Below are 20,928 nucleotides of genomic sequence, written 5' to 3'. Positions count from 1 at the left end.
ACTCTGATGCAGCTCGGCGGGTCGACACTTGCGGTTCTGGGTGAGGTGCGGACGACGTTATTGCCGGAATCAGCTGCACTGAGTAGGGATTCAGCTGCTGAGCTTGTCGCCGTGGCCCACGGCGTGCCCGTTCGCTCGCGTGATCGGCCGGTGAGTTGGGCGCAATCGCCAGTGGTCGCAGAAGGAGTGGATTGTCGACTCACCGTTCCGTCGTCTCGTCGCGTCCGAGCGGTCGGCGCGGTCGCAGTCCAGGCGACGGTAACAGGGGGCCGCATCGTGCAGACCGCGGCATGCTGCGCGCTGGTCGGCGCGCAATCAGGCCGCCGTCAGCCGTGGGTGCACTACATGGGTCAGGTCGGGGTGCTCGATGTACTGACGCCCATCACGCCAGGGATCGACCGTGAGATCGCCCAGGGGTTTGTCGCGATGACCGAGCCGGCCAACGCCAGTTTCGACCCGGGTGCGATCGCGGCGCGGATGGCGACCAGACTGCGGCGTTCACCCCTGCTCAACCAGCGGCCGCCCATGTATTCGGACTCGACTCGCCTGAGGTGGTCGGCGCGCGCGGTGCCCGGTATCGAACCTTCGTTGACGGTGACCATGCACGACCGCGAACTGCGCACAGTGGAGATTGTGGTCGGCGACGTCGAGCAGTTGGCGGACGTGCAGGCGTTCTGTCACGACTTGGCAATGCACGACTGGCTGCTCACGGCGCTGATCGAGGCCGCCGACGAAGCGGCGGAGCCGTTCGAGCCATCGGACTTGTCCGTCGAACGAGCGCTCAGCCCGATGCTGGAGCACCTCGTTCACCTGTGGATGCCCGGCGCCGCGACGCCACTGTCGATGCGGGGAATGTGGACCCGTCTCGAGACCGATCCGGGATTCAGTCGCCAATGGCATGCGCGGGTCGGGCAGATGCGTGACGGGCTCGCTGTCGCCACGCTGACCGCCTTGAACCGAGCGAGGTCGGACTGGTAGTCAGAGCCGGAACAGGCGCCGCGCCAGGAGCGCGAAGAACACCGATGTCGACACCAAGCCGATGGCGGCCTCGGCGGTGAGGACCAGGAGTATGGCACTGCTGTCACCGTTGAGGTCGTCGTAGCCCGGTGGGCTGAGGATGCCGACCGTGGCCAGGTAGGTCATCCTTGCGGTGTTCTCGGGTGGGGTGAGGAGAACAACCGTCGTCGTGAACAGCGCGATCTCTGCGGAGATCCAGGCAAGCAGGCGAAAAGGTCGATACCCGTACCCGCACAAGAGATCTGAGATGTAGCCGCCGACGCGCCGCATGCGCGATCGCCCCGCCTTGGTTCTGGCACGGGCGTGCGCGAGACTGCAACGGTCCTGTTCACGCGGGTTCTCGTTGACGGTGTGCAGGTGTGCGGCCTGACGGAACGCTAGGGCCGCGTGCATCGGAAGTCTGTCGGCGAGTAGTTGGGTGCCAACTCCCTCATAGACTTCGGCGAGCAGCGAATTCTGGGTGCGACTCAGTCGCAGGGGCCCTCGAAACTCGACTTCGGCGGCGAAGAATGCGGCGAAAGTCGCGTTCACGTTGCGAGTGTTCGAGTCGGCGAACCGGTATGTCTTCGCGAAAATCAGGCTGTCGCCGACTCTTCGGCTGCTTGGCGGGGTATAGCGCAGCAGAATCTGTTCGACACCGTGATTGAAATCCTCGATCAGCGATCTTTCATTGCGAGGATGATCTGATTCCGCGATCTCGTCGACGAATGCGTCGGCATGACGTTGGACGAGAACGGTCTTGGATGTGATGAAGTCGCTGAGGTGTCGCTGTTCGCTGAGACTCATGGAATTCCTCCCGATCGCCACCGGCTAATCGCCCGGCAGTAGATATTCGGTCTTCTGCCACCGCGGACTGGCCTGCAGAACTGGCAGCGGTGCCAACCGGCGCACCAGGAGTTCGCGCGGCTCATCGACCCCGAAGTACTTCTCCTCGTCGCCGACCTCGCGGAAACCGGAGGTCTTGTAGAGGTTGGTCGCAGAGGCATTCGACGGCCGAACAGTGAGGAGAGTGTTGAGGTCGGCCGCACGGCACCTCGTGACAGCCCGCTCGATCAAGGACCTGCCGAGCCCGCGGCCCTGATGGCTCGACGACACCGCAAGGCCGATCAGCCAGGCATCCTGCACCTGACCGGCCGCGACGAGCACGTATCCACCCACAGCGCCTGCAAGATCGGCCACCACCCACAGGGCTCCGTGACTGTAGAACAGTTGGCGCAGGACGAAATAGGGGTAGGCGAGTGGTGAGAACTCACGTGATTCCAGCTCGGCGATCGCGGGCAGGTCATCGAAGACGGCCGACCTGAACAACGGTTCGGTCAACCCGTTCGAGATGTCCAATACCGTTCACCTTTGTTGCGCCGGTGCAAGTCTCGCGCTCCAGAGTAGGCGCAGGCTCCGTGTGCAGGCCAGAAGGAGCTATGAAAAGTACAGAACAGCCGAAAGCCACGTTCGGGAGGGGCTCCGAACGTGGCTTTCGGCTGGGAGGGGGTGGGTCAGACGTTGGCGTAAGCCAGGGACGGAACCTTGTCGGTGGCGAAGGAGGTGCGCAGGTAGCACCACCACGTGACACCGGCCATCAGCAGGAAGGCGACCGCGTAAGCCCAGAAGGCGGGTGCCATGGTGCCGAAGTTGATGTTGGACAAGCGAAGTGCCTGTTGGAGGATGAACCCACCGAAGGCGCCGACCGCGCCGATCACACCGATCGCCGCACCGGCCTGGCGGCGGGCCGAGGCCTGGGCTTCGGTGATCTCCATGCCGTGTTCGGCGGCGTACTTCTTGGCGGTGGCACCGAAGATCGAGGGGATCATCCGGTAGGTGGAGCCGTTGCCGACGCCGGTGAGCACGAACAGCAGCAGGAACGCGGCCAGGTACAGCGGGAAGCTCTTCAGCGACAGCGCGGTCATGATCAGCGCGACCGCTACGGCCATGCCGGTGAACACGATCACGGTGATGCGGGCGCCGCCGACCTTGTCGGAGATCCAGCCACCCACCGGGCGGCTGAACGAGCCGACCAAGGCGCCGAGGAAGGCGAGGTTACCGACCATGCTGATCCAGCCGATCTGGGTCAGGTGCGGGAAGTTGGCCTTGATCAGGGTCGGGAAGGCGAACGAGAAGCCGATGAACGAACCGAACGTGCCGATGTACAGGAACGACATGATCCAGGTGTGCGGGTTGGTCAGCGCCAGCTTGTAGGACTTGCCGTCGGCCTTGGCGGACACGATCGAGTCCATGTAGCGCAGGGCGCCGAACGCGGCGACCAGGATGAACGGCACCCAGACCAGGATCGCCAGGGTGATGCCGAACCGGTAGCCCGCGGCGTCCTTGGCCAGCAGATGCGTGCCGAGGGTGATCAGCAGCGGCGCGACCAGCTGCGTCTGCGCCACACCGAGGTTGCCACCGGCGGCGTTGATGCCGAGGGCCGCACCCTTTTTGCCTTCGGGGAAGAAGAACGAGATGTTGGCCATCGAGGAGGAGAAGTTGCCACCACCCACGCCGGCCAGCGCCGCCAACAGCAGGAATACCCACATCGGGGTGCCGGGCTGGTTGATGAAGTACGCCAACCCCAGGGTCGGGATCAGCAGCATTCCCGCGCTGAAGACGGTGAAGGCTCGCCCGCCGAACTTCGGCACCGCGAAGGTGTAGGGGATGCGCAGGGTGGCGCCGACCAGGGTGGGGACCGAGGTCAGCAGCAGCGCGTTGGCCACGGCGGTGGGGTTACCTTTGCCCAGACCTTCCAGGAAGGTGAAGCCCGCGGCGCCCATGGCGGTGACGATGGAGCCGAACAGCACCCACACGCTGAAGCCCAGGTTCTCGGCGAACACGGAGAACCACAGGTTCTTCTTGGCGGTCTTCTCGCCGCCCGACTCCCAGAATTTCGCATTGTCGGGTTCCCACTGGGTGAGCCAGCGTCCCTTCGTCTGATATTCGAACGACGGAGATTCCGTCGCCTGGCCGGTGGCGGCGATTGCGGTCATCGGCTTCCTCTCGATCGAGCGCTTGTGCGGTGTCGAGATAAAGGTAGGAGTCAGTTGTTGCGTGACAATGGCCTCAGGTGACATTCCCGGCAACTACGGCTCACCGTGCGAATTCGCTGGTGGTGACGCCCCGGTTACTTGGATTCAGTAATTGCGATCGTCGCTGCTCAGCGGTCCGGATATTCTGCGAGCAGCGATCCGAGGAAGCAGTTGGCCGCGCGCACAGCCCGTTCGGAGTCTCCGTCGATGATGGCCTGGACGAGCTCTTCGTGCTCGGTGTCGTACGCGTCGTCGGACTTCTCGGTGCGCGCGTGGATCACCTGCTCGATGATCGGCAGCAGCGAATCGTAGAACTCCAGGTATACCGCGTTGTGGCTGGCGACCACGATCGCGCGGTGCAATTCGACGTCGGCGGCGATGGCCACCGGGTCGGCCTGGGCCCAATCGCGGTTGCTGCGTTGGGCGAGCAGGCGGCGCAGGGTGGCGATGTCGGTGTCGTCGCGGCGCCGCGCGGCCAAGCTCGCGGCCTGGGTGTCCAGGGCTTGGCGCAGTTCGAGGATGTCGCGTTCCTGCGCGTCGGCGAAGTACTTGCCCAGCGTGCCGCCGACCTCGGAGGTGGCGATCACATAGGTGCCCGAGCCTTGCCTGCGTTCGAGCATTCCCGCGTGCACCAGCGCCTGGACGCCTTCGCGCACGGTATTTCGACCGGTCCCGGTGAGCTCGGTGAGCTCGGGTTCGGTGGGGATTCGTTGACCGACGGGCCAACGGCCGGAAAGGATCTCGGCCCGAAGCTGTTCAGTCACCTGAGCTATGAGGCTGGTTCGCCGGACGGGTTGCACAAGGGTAAGGGTAGCTGTCCCGCCTCTCCGTGTATCCAGGCCAGATTCGTGTGCGGGGTTGACCTGGGTCGGCGGCAACCGGGATGTCGGTTGCGCGTCAGCCCGTTCCCGGTGAGTTACCCATGTCCTCGCGTACGGAGATTGGTCACATTGGCTTGGCGTAGTCATCGGGTCATCCTATGATTCTGACATGCCACCCTTGTACCAAACTCAGCCTGACTCGAGCTATGAATCGACCATCGCGGTCGACCAGCACGATGTCGCGAGCTTGGTCACCCCTCCCGAGGTCAGTCGGCGTTCACTGATCGAAGGCCGCCTGCTCGTGCTGGCGGCCATTGTGATGTCGGCGCTGACCCTGCGCGCCGCGGTCACCGCGTTCAGCCCGCTTGCGGAGAAGATCGGTGCCGAGATCGGCTACGGGACCGGGATCGTCGGGGTGTTCGGCATGCTGCCGACCGCCATGTTCGGTCTCGCGGGCCTGGTCACGCCGGTGATCGTGCGTCGGTTCGGGCTCGAGCGGACCGTGTTCGTGGCGATGCTGCTGGCCGGTACCGGGTCGCTGGTGCGGGTGTTCTCGACCGGGACCGCGGAGTTGCTGGCGTTCTCCGGGGTCGCGCTGCTGGGCATGGGTATCGGCAATGTGGTGATCCCGCCGCTGGTGAAGCGGTATTTCGGCGACTACCTGGCCGTGATCAGCTCGCTCTACATCGTGATGGTGCAGCTCAGCACCGTCATCCCCGCGTTCATCGCGGTGCCCGTAGCGGAGGCGCACGGCTGGCGGATCTCGATGGGTGTGTGGGCGCTGATCGGTTTCGCGGCCGCGGTCCCGTGGTTCGTCGTGCTGCGCGGTCGACGTGGTCGCGACGTCGTCGACACCACCGCGCTGCCCGAGCCTGCGCCCGAGACCGGCAAGGCCTGGCGTTCGCCGGTGGCGTGGGGAATGGCCGGCATGTTCGGTATGACCTCGCTGACCACCTACGCCATGTTCGCGTGGCTGCCCAAGATCCTGTCCGACGCGGGCGCCAGTGCGGGTTACGGCGGCACGATGGTGGGCCTGTTCGCCCTGATCGGGCTGGTCGGCGCGTTCGGCGCACCCGTGGTGGTCTCCCGGATGCGCAATCCGTTCCCCGTGGTGGTCGGCTGCATGGTGCTGTTCACGACCGCGTTCGTCGGGTTGCTGGTGGCACCGATGCATCTGACGCTGCTGTGGATCGTGTTTCTGGGTCTTGGCCCGTCGACCTTCCCGATGGCGCTGACGCTGATCAACCTGCGCACCCGCACGCCCCAGGGCTCGGCGGCGCTGTCGGGCTTCACCCAGGGCGTGGGTTACGCGGTCGCCTGCACCGGTCCGCTGCTGTTCGGCATGCTGCACACCTGGACCGGCGGCTGGCTGGCCCCGTTCTGCCTACTGTTCGTTGCGATCGGCGTACTTCTCGCGGGCGCGTGGCAGGCGTGCAAACCGCGCATGCTCGAAGACACTTGGTGAATTCCTCACCGCTGATTATCCGCCGAAGTGCGGTTCGCGTGACTCTGTCCTAAAATCGCACGGACGAGGCGTAGCTCACACCCTCACCGGTGATTACCTCGGTTTCTCGCTGCTTCCTTACGCGCGGAAATCGTTGTGTCACATGCCCGAAACAAAAGGGCCGATCTCACGTCTGTGACCGAGCGCAGGTGAGAAACCGTTGATTCAGGCGCAATTTCCCGCAGCATTTCGGCAATACCCATTTCCTACCGTTGGGCCATCGCACTTTTGGGAGGCCCAATCTTGAGCACGCTGAAGCGAAACCACGACATCGACCACTGGGATGCCGAGGATGTCGCGGCCTGGGAAGCCGGCGGCAAGGACGTGGCCAAGCGCAATCTGATCTGGTCGGTGATCGCCGAGCACATCGGTTTCTCGGTGTGGTCGATCTGGTCGGTGATGGTGCTGTTCATGCCCACCGACAAGTACGGCATCGACGCGGCGGGCAAGTTCTTCCTGGTCGCCATGCCCACGCTGGTCGGCGCGTTCCTTCGCATTCCCTACACCGTGGCCACCGCCCGCTTCGGCGGCCGCAACTGGACGATCTTCTCCGCGTTCCTGCTGCTCATCCCGCTGATGCTGACGCTGTACTTCATCAACCAGCCGGGCACTTCCTACACGACTTTCCTGATCGTGGCCGCGTTCGCCGGCTTCGGTGGCGGCAACTTCGCCTCCTCGATGACCAACATCAACGCCTTCTACCCGCAGCGCCTCAAGGGCTGGGCGTTGGGCATGAACGCCGGTGGCGGCAACATCGGTGTCCCGGTGATTCAGCTGCTCGGCCTGCTGGTGCTGGTCACCCTCGGTGCCGATTACGCCTCGGTGATCTGCGCGGTCTACCTGGTGCTGGTCGGTCTCACCGCCGTGGGTGCCGCGTTCTACATGGACAACCTGACCAACCAGAAGGCCGACCTGTCGTACATGGTCAAGGCCCTGCGCGTGCCGCAGTCGTGGGCGATCGCGTTCCTGTACATCGGCACGTTCGGTTCGTTCATCGGCTACAGCTTCGCGTTCGCTCAGATCCTGCAGATCAGCTTCAAGGCCGGTGGCGACACCGCCACCCAGGCCGCCATCCACGCCGCGTCGATCGCCTTCATCGGCCCGCTGCTGGGTTCGCTGGCTCGCCCCTACGGCGGCAAGATGGCCGACCGGATCGGCGGCAGCAAGGTCACCATCGCCACCTTCGGCGCCATGATGGTCGCCGCGCTGATCGTGATCACCGCGTCGACGATGGCCGACAGTAACAAGGGCATCGCCACCGGTTCCACCATGACCCTGCTGGTCGCGGGCTTCATCTCCCTGTTCGTGCTGTCGGGTTTCGGCAACGGCGCCGTCACCAAGATCATCCCGTCGGTGTTCGAAGCCAAGTCCAAGAGCCTGCCGGTCTCGCGCACCGAACAGGCGGCCTGGTCGCAGAACACCGCGGGCGCCCTGATCGGCTTCGTCGGCGCGATCGGCGCGCTGGGCGGGGTCGGCATCAACATGGTGCTGCGCAGCTCCTACGCCAGCACCGCCTCGGCCACCACCGCGTTCTGGGTCTTCCTGGCCTTCTACGTGATCTGCGCCGCCGTGACCTGGACGGTGTTCCTGCGCCGTCCGCGCATCACCACCGACTCCGACGTCGTGGTCGAAGCCGAATCCCTGGTCCTCGAGGCCGAAGCATCCACCCCGTCGGCTCGCGGCTGACGCCCGACCACTACCAAGGAGGTCACTCTCATGAACAGCACTCGCAAGACAGTGGTCGTGGTCGGCCACGGCATGGTCGGACACCGATTCGTGGAAGCTCTGCGCTCGCGCGACACCGCAGGCGTGTGGCAGGTCGTCATCCTGTCGGAGGAGAAGCTGCCCGCGTACGACCGCGTCGGCCTGTCCTACTACGTCGGCAACTGGAACGCCGATGACCTGGCGCTGCCGGGCAACCTGTACGACGGCGACGCCCTGGTCGATCTGCGACTGGGCCAGCGCGGCGAGTCCATCGACCTCGAAGCCAAGACCGTGACGTCCACCAGCGGCGACGTCATCGCCTACGACGCCCTGGTCATGGCCACCGGTTCCTACCCGTTCGTGCCGCCGGTTCCCGGCCACGACCTGCCCGAATGCTTCGTCTACCGCACCATCGACGACCTCGACGGCATCCGCGCCGCCGCCGAAGCCGCCGGTCCCGGCGCGCACGGTGTGGTCGTCGGCGGCGGTCTGCTCGGCTTGGAAGCGGCCAACGCGCTGCGTCTGATGGGCATGACCCCGCACGTCATCGAGTACAACGGGCGCCTGATGCCCGCGCAGGTCGACGCCGGTGGTGGCGCGATCCTGGAGAAGCTCGTCACCGATATCGGCCTGAACGTGCACACCGGGGTGGGCACCGCCAAGATCGTGTCGATCGAGGAAGAAGGCGCCGACAACGTCACCGTGCACCTGTCCGACGAGGCCGAGATCAAGGCCTCGCTGGTGGTGTTCTCCGCCGGTGTCCGTCCGCAGGACGCCCTCGCGAAGGCGTCGGGGCTCGAAATCGGTACGCGCGGTGGCATTCTCACCGACCTCACCCTGCAGACCTCGGACCCCAGTGTCTACGCGATCGGTGAATGCGCCGCGATCGAAGGTGTCTGCTATGGCCTGGTCGCCCCCGGTTACACCACCGCCGAGATCGTCGCCGACCGCCTGCTGGGCGGCGCGGGCGAGTTCCCCGGCGCCGATATGTCCACCAAGCTGAAGCTGATGGGTGTGGACGTGGCCTCCTTCGGCGACGCGCACGCTGTCACCGAGGGCGCGCTCGAGGTCGTGCTGCACGACGCGGCCAAGGGCACCTACGCCAAGCTCGTGGTCTCCGACGACGCCAAGACCCTGCTCGGCGGCATCCTGGTCGGTGACGCCAGCCAGTACGCGGCCCTTCGCCCGCTGGTCGGTCGCCCGCTGCCCGCCGACGCGGCCGCGCTCATCTCGCCCGCCGGTGCCGAACTGGGCGCGGACTCGCTGCCCGACGACGCGCAGATCTGCTCCTGCAACAACGTCAGCAAGGGTGCCATCTGCGGCGCGATCGCCGAGGGTGCCTGCGACATCCCGGCCGTGAAGGGCTGCACCAACGCGGGTACTTCCTGCGGTGGCTGTGTGCCGATGATCAAGAAGCTGCTGGAGCAGTCCGGCGTCGCGGTCTCGAAGTCGTTGTGCGAGCACTTCTCTCAGTCACGCGCGGAACTGTACGACGTGGTCGCGGTCACCGGCATCCGCACCTTCTCCGAACTGATCGCCAAGCACGGCAAGGGTTCGGGCTGCGATATCTGCAAGCCGACCGTCGCCTCGATCCTGGCCTCCACCTCGAGCGAGCACATCCTCGACGGCGAACAGGCCGCCCTGCAGGACACCAACGACCACTTCCTGGCCAACCTGCAGAAGAACGGTACCTACTCGGTCGTGCCGCGCATGCCCGGTGGTGAAGTCACCGCCGACCAGCTGATCACCATCGGCGAGGTCGCCAAGGAATTCGACCTCTACGTCAAGGTCACCGGCGGTCAGCGCATCGACCTGTTCGGCGCGCGCGTGGAACAGCTGCCGCTGATCTGGAAGCGCCTGGTCGACGTCGGCATGGAATCCGGCCACGCCTACGGCAAGTCGCTGCGTACCGTGAAGAGCTGCGTGGGTTCCACCTGGTGCCGCTACGGCCAGCAGGACTCGGTCGGCATGGCCGTGCTGCTGGAGAAGCGCTACCGCGGCCTGCGCTCGCCGCACAAGATCAAGCTGGCCGTGTCGGGTTGCGCGCGCGAATGCGCCGAAGCCCGCGGCAAGGACGTCGGCGTGATCGCCACCGAGAACGGCTGGAACCTGTACGTCGGCGGCAACGGCGGCCTGACCCCCAAGCACGCGGTGCTGCTGGCCGGCGAGCTCGACGACGCGACCCTGATCAGCTACATCGACCGCTACCTGATGTTCTACGTGCGCACCGCCGACCGCCTGCAGCGCACCGCGCCCTGGCAGGAGGGCCTCGAAGGCGGCTTCGACTACCTCAAGGCCGTGGTCATCGAGGACAGCCTCGGCATCGCCGGTGACCTCGAGGCGGCTATGGCCAAGCACGTCGAGGGCTACAAGGACGAGTGGGCCGCGGTCCTCGAGGACGAGAACAAGCTCTCGCGCTTCGTCTCCTTCGTCAATGCCCCTGACCAGGCCGACCCGACGATCTCGTTCGACGACAGCGGAGAACGCAAGGTACCAGTGCTTCTGGGTCTGCCGGGCATGCCCGTCGGTGTTGCGTCGAACACAGCACCGACCGGGACATAAGCACTTAACGCTGCGGAAACAGGGCGCCTGTACCAATAGGTAAGGCGTTCGGAGGAGGAACCGATGACCGTTATCGACACACCCACCATCACCACTGAGACCGCGACCTGGACCCAGGCCTGCCGACTCGACTTTCTGATCCCGGGGCGCGGCGTTGCTGTCCTGCTGAAGGGCGGCCGTCAGGCGGCTCTGTTCCTACTCTCCGATGGCACGCTCGCCGCCGTGGGCAACATCGATCCGTTCGGCCGGGCCGCGGTGATGTCGCGCGGCATCGTCGGTGACCGTGGCGGCATTCCGGTCGTCGCGTCGCCGCTGCTCAAGCAGGCTTTCTCGCTGATCGACGGCCGTTGTCTGGACGACGAGTCCAAGTCCCTGCCGGTGTACGCGGTCCAACTCGACGGCGGCGTCGTCGCGGTCTCGAACGAACCGGTGCCCACTCCATGACATCTCCGACCGACACCGGCCCCTGCCTTGCCGGCTTCACCATCGGCGTCACCGCGGCTCGCCGCGCAGAGGAATTCAGCACCCTGCTCACCCGAAGGGGCGCGACCGTGGTGTCCGCGCCCGCCATCCGCATCATCCCGCTGGCCGATGACACCGAGCTCGAACGGGTCACCGAACAGCTGATCGCCGATCCGCCGCAGATCACCGTCGCCACCACCGGCATCGGTTTCCGCGGCTGGATGGAAGCCGCCGAAGGCTGGGGGCTGGCCGAGATCCTGCGCGACACCCTCGCCTCCACTCGCATGCTGGCCCGCGGCCCCAAGGCCAAGGGCGCGATCCGGGCCGCCGAACTGCGCGAAGAGTGGTCGCCGGCCTCGGAGTCCTCGGCCGAGGTGCTCGATCACCTGCTCGCCGAAGGCGTGGAAGGCGTGCGTATCGCGGTGCAGTTGCACGGCGCCACCACCGAATGGGAGCCGGTTCCCGACTTCTGCGAGGTGCTGCGCTGCGCGGGCGCCGACGTGGTTCCGGTGCCGGTGTACCGGTGGGAACCGCCTGCCGACCGTGGGCCGATGGACAACATGATCGAGGCGATCATCTCCGGCAGTCTGGACTGCGTCACGTTCACCAGTGCGCCCGCCGTGGCGTCATTGTTGATGCGCGCCAAGGAAACCGGTCTTCTCGAATCCGTGTTGCACGCGTTCCGTGGGCGGGTGCTGGCCGCCTGCGTCGGGCCGATCACCGCGGCTCCGCTGGAAGAACTCGGTGTGCCGACCACGATGCCCGGTCGTGCGCGTCTGGGTGCGTTGGCTCGCCATGTGGCAGAAGAACTTCCGCGTCGGGCCAGTCGGATCTACGCGGCCGGTCACCTGATCAGCGTGCGTGGTGGCTGTGTCGTCGTCGACAACGAGGTGCGTCAGTTGGCACCCGCGCCGATGGCGTTGATGCGGTCGCTGGCTCGTCAGCCGGGTCGGGTCGTTTCGCGCGAAGATCTGTTGTCCGCGTTGCCCGGTGGCGGTGACGACACCCACGCGGTGGAGACCGCGATCGCGCGACTGCGTGCGGGTTTGGGGACTCCCAAGGCTATTCAGACCGTGGTCAAACGTGGATACCGGCTGGCGCTGGACGCGGCCGACTGCTCCGATACCCCTGCGGTGCGTCCGGCACACGCCTCGGGAATCGGCACGCCCGCTCGGTCGCCTCGGCCCGCGCAAACGATCGGGGTGTGGTGAGTGCCGGGCTGCCGGGTGATCCGGCGCTGGTTCTGGTCGCGCACGGAACGCGTAGTGCGCGCGGGGTAGAGATGATCGCGGCGCTGGCCGACGCGGTGGGTGTCGAGCTGGGTGTGCCGGTGTCTTCGTCGCCGAATGCGTTGCTGCGCACTGCTTTCGTCGATGTGCTCGGGCCTTCGCCCTCGGAGGTTCTGCGGGATCTCGACGGGCCCGCTGTGGTTGTTCCGGCCTTTCTCGCATCGGGATATCACGTCTATCAGGATGTTCCGCGCGAGATCGCCGAGAGTGGGCATGGCGCCGTCGCGGTGACACCTGCGATGGGGCCCGATCCGGCCTTGGCCAGGATCATGGCGGTGCGCTTGCGTTCGGCGGGGTGGCAGCCCGGAGATTCGGTGGTGTTCGCCGCCGCTGGTTCCTCGGATTCGCGTGCGCGGCAGGATGTTCGGCGGGCGGCGGGGATGCTCGCGGAGCAGATCGGCGCGCCGGTGCGGATCGCCTACGTGGCAACCGGGGCGCCTCGGGTTCCCGAAGTTGTTGCCTCGCTGCGTGAGTCGGGATCTGAGCGCGTGTTCATCGCGTCGTATCTGTTGGCGCACGGGCTTTTTCATCAGCGGTTGCACGATGCCGGTGCTGATGGGGTGGCCGAGCCGATCGGGGTGCACCCTGCGGTCGTTCGGTTGATCGCCGACCGGTATCGCACCGCCGCACGTGCGCTGGCCGACGTTCGCGTTCGCTGAGCCGACCGCGCACAACCAGCCGGTGTCGGCGGCGGCGACTAGAGTTGGCCCGACTTCACAACAAGGGGGCAGCAGCTCGATGTCAGATCCGTCCGCAGGCCAGGGTTATCCGTCGCAGGATGACGGGCTCACCTCGTACCCGGAGAATCCCGCGCCGGCCGCGCGGATTCCGCAGCCGCCCAGCCTGCCGCCTTACCCGCAGCAGCCGTATGGGCAGCCTTATGGGCAACCACAGCCGTATGGGTCGGTGCCGGGGGCGGTGGGTGCGCAGGCACCGTACGGACCGCAGTCGCAGAGTCCGTATCCGGGACCTGGTGTGCAGCCTGCACCGGAATCCGGGCCGCGGGTTGTTCCGCAGAGTGTGCAGATCGCGTTCTACGTGATGCTGGCGGGAGCGTTGGTCACCCTGCTCAGCGCCGCGTATTCGCTGACCACCCTCGACGAGGCACGCAGTAGCGCACTGGATGCGTCCGGCGGAGTGTTCCGCGGAGACGAGCTCGACTTCCTCGTCTACGCCACCGTCGGCAGCGCCATCGGCGGCGCGTTGATATCGGCCGGACTGTGGGTGTGGATGGCGTTCGTCTGCCGCGCGGGCAAGAACTGGGGTCGGATCACGGGCACGGTGTTCTTCGGGATCAACGTGGTGATGTACCTGTTCGGGGTACTGGGAATGGCGCTCACCTCCACGGCCAACATCAGCCTGGTGTTCAGCACCGTCAATCTCGCGATCGGCCTGGCGGCGGTGATCCTGCTGTGGAACGGCAAGTCCAAGCCTTACTTCGCCCCACCGAGGCCACCCGGCTACCAGCCGTACCCGGGCTACCCGCCCACCTCGCCGTACTGACGTTGTCAGTGTCCACGTATCCGGCTGCTACCCGGTGGTGAAGCCGACCTGCCGGGTGGCGAACAGTGCCTGACGCGGGGCCGATGCCGTAGGTTTGCCGGGGAACCAGTCAAACGTGTGCTCGGAATCCCGGGAGGCCCGGTGCGGCAAGGTGAGGGTGGTATCGGTGCGGAACAGGCCGTGCGGGCCGATGCTGTGCCGATTCCCTTGTCTCCCGGGCAATTACGGTGGTGGGTAGCCCATCAGCTCGCACCCGGAGTGCCCGCCACGATCGCCCTGTATGTGGATTTGCACGGCCCGCTCGATGTCGCGCGGCTGGGTGCGGCGATGCGGTGGGCGGCGGCGCGGATGCACTCACCGCACGTGCGATTGCGGCTGATCGATGGTCGGCCACACCAGTATCTGGACCCGCAGGTCTTCGGCGAGCTCATCGATATCGATCTGACGGACTATGCCGCGCAGCATCCCGAACTGGTTGATGGGCTGACGGTTGGAGCCGCCGATGAGTGTGGCCCGGTGGCGGAGGCGTTGGCGCGGATGGAGGCCGATCGGCTCGCGCCGCTGGATCTGTGCGAGGACGCGATCACCGTCGCGGTGCTGTATCGGGTCGGCCCGCAACGCTGTCTGCTGTATTTGCGCAGCCACCACCTGGTTCTCGACGGGGTCGGGGCCGCGGCGTTGTTGCGACTGGCGGCCGAAACCTATTCGCAGGGCGCCACTGAAGGCGGTCAACAGGTGGTCGACGTGACCGTTGGCGTGCGCCGCGATCTGAATGCGGGCGAACCGCTGTCGATCGGCGAACTGGTCGAGGAGGATCGACGCTATCGGCACTCTCCGCGTGCGGTAGCGGACCAGGAGTTCTGGGCGAAAGAGGTTGCCGGACTGGGCGATCCGGTGGGTCTGGCCGGTACAGCGGCGCCCGCGTCGGCCCGCCCGCATCGCGTCTCCGCCGTTCTCGATCCGAAGACCGCGGAACTGCTCACCGACGCTCGAAACCGTTATGCCGCAAGCTTTCCTGAGCTGACCGCGGCCGCGTTCGCCGCTTTCCTCGCGCGCATGTCGGGTGCCGACCAGATCGTGTTGTCGCTGCCCGTCGCCGCCCGACCCTCCGCTGCCCTGCGTCGATCGGCGGGTTCGGTCTCCAACGTTGTCCCCTTGCGCCTGCGCGACCTCGCCACCACCACGGTCGAAGACCTGATCGCCCAGGTTCGTCTGCGGGTCATCGGCGCGCTGCGTCATCAGCGCTACCGCTACGAGGACATCCAACGCGACCGTGGCGAAACCCAGCTGCTGCGAGGCGGTTTCGGCCCCGTGCTCAACCTGCTGGGTTTCACCGCCCCGCTGACCCTGGGCTCCGCGACCGGCCGCGCACACCTGCTGAGCCTGGGGCCCGTCGAAGACCTCCTCGTCAACGGCTATCAACTCGGCCCCGACAACAGCACCGCGACCATCGACTTCCAAGCCAACCCGTCCCGCTACGACGCCGCCACCCTGGCCTGGTACCACCGCCTGTTCCTGGACTGGTTCGCCGCCTTCCTCGCGGCCGATCCGGCCCTGCCGATCGGTGAGCTGGACCCCGAATCAACTGCCCGAAACCGTCATTCACAGCGATACGCAGATGCCGGCACCGCTGATGGCGCGCACGGCATCGCTGGTGAATCCGCGACAGGGACGGACTCCGGCCGGGGCCGAGGCGGCCGTGCCGTGACCGGGTGCGGCAGTAGCCCGGCCGCTGGGGCACTGCGCGCCGACGCTGCACTCTCACCGACCCTGGGCGAACTCTTCAGCCGGTTCGATCGCTCGGACGCCGTCGCGGTCGTCGACGGCGCTCGATCGATGACGTATCGGGAGCTCGCCGAATCGGCGGCGCGGTGGGCCAGGGTGCTGCTCGCGCACGGCGTTACTCCGGGAACTCCGGTGCTGACCGCGATTCCGAGATCGCTCGAATCCGTGCTGGCCGTGCGTGCCATCGCGGCGGCCGGTGCCTGCCTGACGCCGATCGACGTGGCGGACCCGGGGGAGCGGGTCGCCCGGATCATCGCCGGATCCGGTGCGGCGGTGGGGTTCACGACGCGGGCCGCCGCCGCACCATCAGGTGACCCTGCACCATCGGGTGGCGGTGAACCGGAGGGGAACGGGGTCACCTGGCTGGTCCTCGACGACGCGGAAACCCTCGCGCAGGCCGCCGACCAATCCTGCGACCCGGTGACCGATGCCGACCGCCACGCACGGCTGACGCCGACGCACCCCGCCTATCTGATCCACACCTCCGGCACGACCGGTGCGCCCAAAGGTGTCGCGGTCACCCATCACGGCCTCGGCCCACTGACCGACCACCTACTCGATCGATACGGCACAACGCCGAATTCGATAGTGCTGCACGCGCATTCACCAGCTTTCGACGCCCACCTGCTCGAACTCCTCGCGGCCTTCGCCGCTGGTGCCCGCCTGGTCGTCGAACCGCCCGCAGTGGTCGCGGGCACGGAACTGACCGAACTGATCACCGAGCACCGGGTCACCCACCTGCTCACCACCCCGGCCGTGCTGGCCACGCTGCGCCCCGACGACGTGCCGAGCCTGACCACCGTGGTCGTCGGCGGCGAAGCCTGCCCGCCGGAACTGGTCGCCACCTGGGCAACCCGCGTCCGCCTACACAACGGCTACGGCCCGACCGAAGCCACGGTCATGGCTACGCAGTCGGCCCCGCTGGTGGCGGGGGAGCCGGTGACCATCGGCCAACCACTGCCGGAAGTCACTGCACTGCTGCTGGATTCGCAGCTGCGGCCGGTTCCCGAAGGTGCTCGCGCCGAGTTGTACCTGGGCGGACCGTGCGTGGCGCAGGGCTACATCGGTGACCCCGCAGGCACCGCAACACGTTTCGTAGCCGACCCGAGCGGCACCGGCCAACGCACCTACCGCACAGGCGATCTCGTCGGCCCCCGCGCCGACGGCGGCTACGAATTCCTCGGCCGCATCGACACCCAACTAGCCGTACGCGGCCGCCGCATCGAACCAGCCGAGGTCGAAGCGGCCCTACTCACCGACCCCACCATCGCCCACGCCGCCGTCGACCTCACCGCCCCCGGCACCCCGGCCGCTCGCCTCATCGGCTACGTCGTCCCCTCAACGCCCACCACAACCGCGCCGCCCGCGCCGACCTCGAACGTTGCTGCGACCTCGAACGTTGCTGCGGCCGCGAACGATGCGACTGCGGCGACCATCCCCACCCCCAACGGCATTTTCGACAGCGCCGCCGCATTGGCCCGCCTACGCACCATCCTCCCCGCGGCACTCATCCCCGCCATCCTCATCACCCTCGACCACCTCCCTCTAACCCCCAACGGAAAACTGGACCGCGCAGCACTCCCCACCCCGCCGGTCACCCCCTACCGCCCCCCACGAACCCCCCTCGAACACCTCGTCGCCTCCGCCTTCGCCACCGCCTGCGACCTCGAAACAGTCGGCGCCGACGACGACTTCTTCACCATCGGCGGCAATTCCCTGACAGGCGTAGCGGTTTCAGCAGAACTGTCCCAATCCACGAATACCCCGATCACAGTCCGCTGGCTCTACACCGCCCCAACGGTCACCGCCCTCGCCCACCGCATCCAGACCTACCGCCCCGACACCGACCCCGGCGTAGACGCCCTCGCCACCGTGCTCCCCTTGCGCACCGGCGGCACCCGCCCACCCCTGTTCTGCGTGCACTCCGCGGTCCCACTCGCCTGGTGCTACACCGGCCTCGCCCACCACATCACCGACCGCCCCGTCTTCGGCCTCCAGGCACCCACCCTGTCCGAAGCGCAGTCGACCCCGCTGACCGTCGAATTCCTCGCCCACACCTACGCCACCGAAATCACCCGCCTGCAACCCGACGGCCCGCTCCACCTGCTGGGCTGGTCCCTCGGCGGCCAGCTCGCCCACGCCACCGCGGTCCACCTGCGCGCCGAAGGCCGCGATGTCACCACCCTCGCCATGCTCGACAGCGTCGTCATCCCCGACGAAGCCGACCCACCCCCACGCCCCCGCATGCGCGACCTGCTCACCCACCTCCTCGGCGACGAACCAGACGACGCAGACTCCCTCCACGACCTGTCGGCAGAGCAAGCAGCAGCCGAATTGGCAACGGCGGGAGCAACTCTCGGCCAGGGCCTCACCGCCGAACAGCTGACAAACCTGCACGAGGCCTACGCCGACGGAGTCCGCCTCTCCCACGGCTTCCGCCCCGACCTCTTCGACGGCGACCTGCTCTACTTCTGCGCCACCCAGGGCATGACCGCCTTCCTCGACGCCCAGATGTGGCGTCCCTTCGTCACCGGCCGCCTCATCGAACACCCCGTCGACACCACCCACGCCCAACTCACCAACGCCGACATCGTCGCCCACCTCGGCCCGATCCTGGACCGGCACCTGCGCGAAGTCGAAACCGCGGCGGCACGCCCATGAACCTGCGCACCGCACAGGGCCCCCGCACCGCAGGCACCTGGTGCAACGTCTACGACGACCCCGCCCGCTGGTCGGCCGAACACCCGAGAACGGCACCCCTGCTGGACTGGTTCGCCGACAACCTGATGCGCCACGACCCCGCCCAAGGTCGCCAAGGCCCGGTCTGCCCCTTCGTCAAACCCGCTGCCGCACAACACACCCTGTGGATCGCGGAACTCGACGACACCGACATCACCGACGCCATCGACGACGCCTTCGCCCTCTACCGCACCCTCGACAACACCCCGGCGGTCCTCACAGTCTTCCCTGACCTCGACGACACCACCCGCATCGACACCGCCCACGCCGCCCGCAAGAGCGACATCGTCGACGCGGGCGCCATGCTCGGCCAGTTCTACCCCGGCTGCCCGGTCGCGGGCCTGTGGAATCGCGACTACCGCCCCCTGCACGCCCCACTGCCCATGCTGGTGATCCGCCCGATGATGAACACCGACTTCCCGTTCCTGGTAGGCAAACCCGAATGGCTCGCCGCCTACCTCGCCCGCCACGCACCGGGTCTGCCGCGCAAGCTGCGCGCCTCGATTGCCGATCGGATGCACGTGCCCGACGCGGGACCCGCCTCGATCACCGACCTGCGCGCGCATTTTCCGGATGAACTCGCACAATAAGGACACGAACCGCGGAATGCCGGACATTAGCGGGGTCGTGCGGCACACTACGTCGCATGCGTCGGCTTGTGTGCTGCCTGCTCGTCCTGCTCGGCTGTGGATTCGTCGTCTCGCCCGTGGCGTCGGCGCAATCCGCGATCCTCGATGTCCGCCCGTTGGGTGGCCGACAATTCGAGGTGGTCGTGCATTCCGCGGCGATGAACCGCCCGATCACCCTGTGGATGTCGCATCCCGGCGCCGGTGCGCCCGCGCTGTATCTGCTGAACGCGGTCGACGGCGGGGAGAGCGGCGGCCCGTGGATGCGCCGCACCGATGTGGTGGACTTCTTCGCCGACAAGCCGGTGAACGTGATCGTCCCGATCGGCGGTCGCGCCAGCATGTACACCGACTGGCAGCGCGACGACGGCGCGCTGGGCCGCAACAAGTGGACCACCTTCCTGACCAACGAACTGCCCCCGTTGCTCGATGACCGTTTCGGCATGACCGGTGCCAATGGCATTGCGGGACTGTCGATGTCGGCCACCTCGGCGTTGAATCTGGCGATCGCCGCACCGGGTCTGTACCGCGCGGTCGGCGCGTTCAGCGGGTGCACCCAGACCAGCAACCCGCTGGCCGAAACCCTGGTCCGCTCGCAGCTGGCCACCTTCGGCGCCGACGCCACCAACATGTGGGGCGGCCCCGGCGACCCGGCCTGGGCGGCCAACGATCCGACCCTGCACGCCGAGCGACTGCGCGGCACCGCGGTCTACCTGTCGTCGGGCAACGGCGCCCCCGGCCCGCACGAGGCCTTCAACGACCCGAGCATCGCGGGCAACGTGGGCGTGCTGGTCGACCGGGTGCTGGTCGGCGGCACCATGGAAGCGATCGTCGGCAGCTGCTCGAGCCCGCTGGCGGGTCGCCTGGCCCAACTCGGCATCCCCGCCGACGTGCGCTTCCGCCCCGCGGGCACCCACGCCTGGCCGTACTGGCAGGACGACATCCACGACTCCTGGCCGATGTTCGCCGCCGCACTGGGCGCCTGAAAGTCGGAACACAGCAGAACGGCCGCCGCGGGGAGAGTTCGCGGCGGCCGTTCTGCGTGCGGGGGACTAGCCGGCCGAACCGGTCAGCAGCCCACCCAGATCGGCGGAACCCGAGCCCGCGCCGTCACCCGGCGCGGGATTGGTCGGCTTCGGAACCACGGTGATGGTGACGGTCTTCGAGCTGACCAGCTCCTGCACCGCCTTGATCTCGTGCGCGCCGGTGGTCTTCGGCGTCCAGGTGATGGTGGCCTTGCCGTCGGCCACCGAGACCGGCTCGCCGATCTGCGTGCCGTTGTCGGTGAAGGTCACCTTGAACAGGAACGAGGTGGCCGTGACATCGGCGGTGACGGTGTAGGAGGTGTCCACGTAGTGGGTGCTGCCGCTGACCGCGATCCCCTGGACCAGCGCCGATGCCTGCGGTGCGGCCAGCACGGCCGCCGCTGCCACCGCGGTGAATGCGGTGAGCCCGAAACCGGCCCGGCGCGCCTGGTAGATCTTCATGGTGTTCTCCTGTTCGAGCTGATGATGAGCGCGACATTAGCGACCGGGAACCGGCGCTGTCCCGGAAACTGAAAAAGCGATGTTTAAAAGTGTGGAACCTGTTCCAGTGCAGGTCGCGGGCGAATTCACCCGCGGCGGATGAGGCACCCCCGGCGGCCGACCGCGACACTGGTTGCATGTCCACGGGTCCGGTGCGCTATCAGTTCGTCATCGAGGGCGAACTGTCTGCGCGTGTGCTCGCGGCCTTCCCGGAGTTGCGTCCCAGCGCGCATTCGCCGACCGGGACCACCACCCTCTACGGCCTCGTCGACGACAGCACCGCCATGCGCGGCATCATGGCCCGCATCGACACACTGGGTCTGACCCTGCTGAGCATGTCGCAGCTGCCCGACTGAGGCCGCGCGGACAACGTCGA

General features: G+C 67.1%; 17 protein-coding genes. 12 read left to right on the top strand and 5 right to left on the bottom strand.

Features of this window, described 5'->3' with window-relative positions:
- Positions 1–6 precede the first annotated feature (6 nt).
- Positions 7–978 (top strand): SCO2521 family protein, encoded by a 972-nt coding sequence (locus ACFWU5_RS03620; RefSeq protein WP_379240248.1) that lies wholly within the window; start codon positions 7–9, stop codon positions 976–978.
- On the opposite strand, the gene ACFWU5_RS03615 is transcribed toward ACFWU5_RS03620, so the two are convergent.
- The 4 genes from ACFWU5_RS03615 to ACFWU5_RS03600 all read right to left on the bottom strand — a co-directional run bounded on the left by ACFWU5_RS03615 (position 979) and on the right by ACFWU5_RS03600 (position 4,831).
- Positions 979–1,803, bottom strand: a complete 825-nt coding sequence (locus tag ACFWU5_RS03615) for a hypothetical protein (protein WP_379240249.1) — start codon at positions 1,801–1,803, stop codon at positions 979–981.
- A 24-nt stretch (positions 1,804–1,827) separates the two neighbouring features.
- The gene (locus ACFWU5_RS03610) at positions 1,828–2,355 is read right to left on the bottom strand and encodes a GNAT family N-acetyltransferase (protein ID WP_379240250.1); all 528 of its coding nucleotides are present in this window, start codon (positions 2,353–2,355) and stop codon (positions 1,828–1,830) included.
- A gap of 155 nt (positions 2,356–2,510) precedes the next feature.
- Positions 2,511–3,992: an MFS transporter gene (locus tag ACFWU5_RS03605; RefSeq protein WP_379266043.1), complete on the bottom strand. Its 1,482-nt coding sequence runs from the start codon at positions 3,990–3,992 to the stop codon at positions 2,511–2,513.
- Positions 3,993–4,159: 167 nt separating this feature from the next.
- Positions 4,160–4,831 (bottom strand): FadR/GntR family transcriptional regulator, encoded by a 672-nt coding sequence (locus tag ACFWU5_RS03600; RefSeq protein WP_379240252.1) that lies wholly within the window; start codon positions 4,829–4,831, stop codon positions 4,160–4,162.
- Positions 4,832–5,171: 340 nt separating this feature from the next.
- Here ACFWU5_RS03600 and ACFWU5_RS03595 point away from each other — a divergent pair, with 340 nt between their 5' ends.
- From ACFWU5_RS03595 to ACFWU5_RS03550, 10 genes are all read left to right on the top strand, one after another.
- A complete protein-coding gene (locus ACFWU5_RS03595; protein ID WP_379266211.1) occupies positions 5,172–6,317 on the top strand; it encodes an MFS transporter in 1,146 nt (381 codons plus the stop codon).
- 279 nt (positions 6,318–6,596) lie between these two features.
- Positions 6,597–8,042 carry a nitrate/nitrite transporter gene (locus ACFWU5_RS03590; RefSeq protein WP_379266210.1) on the top strand — a complete coding sequence of 482 codons (1,446 nt, stop codon included), beginning with the start codon at positions 6,597–6,599 and terminating at the stop codon, positions 8,040–8,042.
- Between the two features lie 30 nt (positions 8,043–8,072).
- The gene (nirB, locus tag ACFWU5_RS03585; protein ID WP_379266042.1) at positions 8,073–10,622 is read left to right on the top strand and encodes a nitrite reductase large subunit NirB; all 2,550 of its coding nucleotides are present in this window, start codon (positions 8,073–8,075) and stop codon (positions 10,620–10,622) included.
- A 63-nt stretch (positions 10,623–10,685) separates the two neighbouring features.
- Positions 10,686–11,066, top strand: coding sequence for a nitrite reductase small subunit NirD (nirD, locus tag ACFWU5_RS03580; RefSeq protein WP_379240254.1), 381 nt, complete (start codon positions 10,686–10,688; stop codon positions 11,064–11,066).
- Positions 11,063–12,295 (top strand): uroporphyrinogen-III synthase, encoded by a 1,233-nt coding sequence (locus tag ACFWU5_RS03575; protein ID WP_379240255.1) that lies wholly within the window; start codon positions 11,063–11,065, stop codon positions 12,293–12,295. Before nirD ends, ACFWU5_RS03575 begins: the two co-directional genes overlap by 4 nt.
- Complete coding sequence (locus ACFWU5_RS03570; protein WP_379266041.1) at positions 12,289–13,032, top strand: sirohydrochlorin chelatase; 744 nt, start codon at positions 12,289–12,291, stop codon at positions 13,030–13,032. Before ACFWU5_RS03575 ends, ACFWU5_RS03570 begins: the two co-directional genes overlap by 7 nt.
- A 79-nt stretch (positions 13,033–13,111) precedes the next feature.
- On the top strand, positions 13,112–13,876 hold the full coding sequence (locus ACFWU5_RS03565; RefSeq protein WP_379266040.1) for a hypothetical protein: 765 nt from the start codon (positions 13,112–13,114) through the stop codon (positions 13,874–13,876).
- Positions 13,877–14,017: 141 nt separating this feature from the next.
- The gene (locus ACFWU5_RS03560; protein ID WP_379266039.1) at positions 14,018–18,322 is read left to right on the top strand and encodes an amino acid adenylation domain-containing protein; all 4,305 of its coding nucleotides are present in this window, start codon (positions 14,018–14,020) and stop codon (positions 18,320–18,322) included.
- Complete coding sequence (locus tag ACFWU5_RS03555) at positions 18,319–18,990, top strand: DUF6875 domain-containing protein (RefSeq protein WP_379266038.1); 672 nt, start codon at positions 18,319–18,321, stop codon at positions 18,988–18,990. The genes ACFWU5_RS03560 and ACFWU5_RS03555 overlap by 4 nt, the downstream gene beginning before the upstream one ends.
- A gap of 56 nt (positions 18,991–19,046) precedes the next feature.
- On the top strand, positions 19,047–20,012 hold the full coding sequence (locus tag ACFWU5_RS03550; RefSeq protein WP_379266037.1) for an alpha/beta hydrolase: 966 nt from the start codon (positions 19,047–19,049) through the stop codon (positions 20,010–20,012).
- A 66-nt stretch (positions 20,013–20,078) separates the two neighbouring features.
- On the opposite strand, the gene ACFWU5_RS03545 is transcribed toward ACFWU5_RS03550, so the two are convergent.
- Positions 20,079–20,513 (bottom strand): Ig-like domain-containing protein, encoded by a 435-nt coding sequence (locus ACFWU5_RS03545; RefSeq protein ID WP_379240261.1) that lies wholly within the window; start codon positions 20,511–20,513, stop codon positions 20,079–20,081.
- 176 nt (positions 20,514–20,689) lie between these two features.
- On the opposite strand from ACFWU5_RS03545, the gene ACFWU5_RS03540 reads away from it, so the two are divergent.
- Entirely contained in the window at positions 20,690–20,908 is a 219-nt protein-coding gene (locus tag ACFWU5_RS03540; protein WP_379240262.1) for a hypothetical protein, read from the top strand.
- Positions 20,909–20,928 lie beyond the last annotated feature (20 nt).

It is taken from the genome of Nocardia sp. NPDC058640 (assembly GCF_042716995.1).
In the GTDB taxonomy this organism is placed as follows: domain Bacteria; phylum Actinomycetota; class Actinomycetes; order Mycobacteriales; family Mycobacteriaceae; genus Nocardia.
The sequence above is the reverse complement of the archived record's forward strand: the minus strand, read 5'-3'. Positions and strand labels throughout refer to the sequence as shown.